This is a genomic window from Leifsonia sp. SIMBA_070 (genome assembly GCF_046534635.1).
Classification (GTDB): domain Bacteria; phylum Actinomycetota; class Actinomycetes; order Actinomycetales; family Microbacteriaceae; genus Leifsonia.
Genome location: NZ_JAWRYK010000574.1, coordinates 1 through 255, shown reverse-complemented (window position 1 = coordinate 255; position 255 = coordinate 1). Strand labels below are relative to the sequence as shown.

Annotated in this window: 1 pseudogene; it reads right to left on the bottom strand. The window is 68.2% G+C overall.

Annotation, left to right across the window (positions count from 1 at the left end):
- Positions 1-72 precede the first annotated feature (72 nt).
- A pseudogene (locus SB754_RS21520) lies at positions 73-255 on the bottom strand (NADP oxidoreductase); the annotation flags it as partial.

The window sequence follows — 255 nt, the reverse complement described above, 5'->3', positions numbered from 1 at the left end:
CGGCCATGCGCTGACGGCGCGGTGGACACAAGCGCAGTGGACTGATACGCCCATCGATGACAACACTGCTCGTCATTTGCGAGAAATCGGGCGCCGCGCCAGGGCCAGGTTGCGGGCCAGTTCCGCGCGGTCCTGGTGCACGTGCGCGTTCCAGGCCGGCTGTCCGGGGCCGCTACGCCAGGACTCGCTGAGCGGGCTGTTGTCGACGGTGTCGAACCCGAACCGGTCGTAGAGCCGCGCAACGAGTTCCACCGC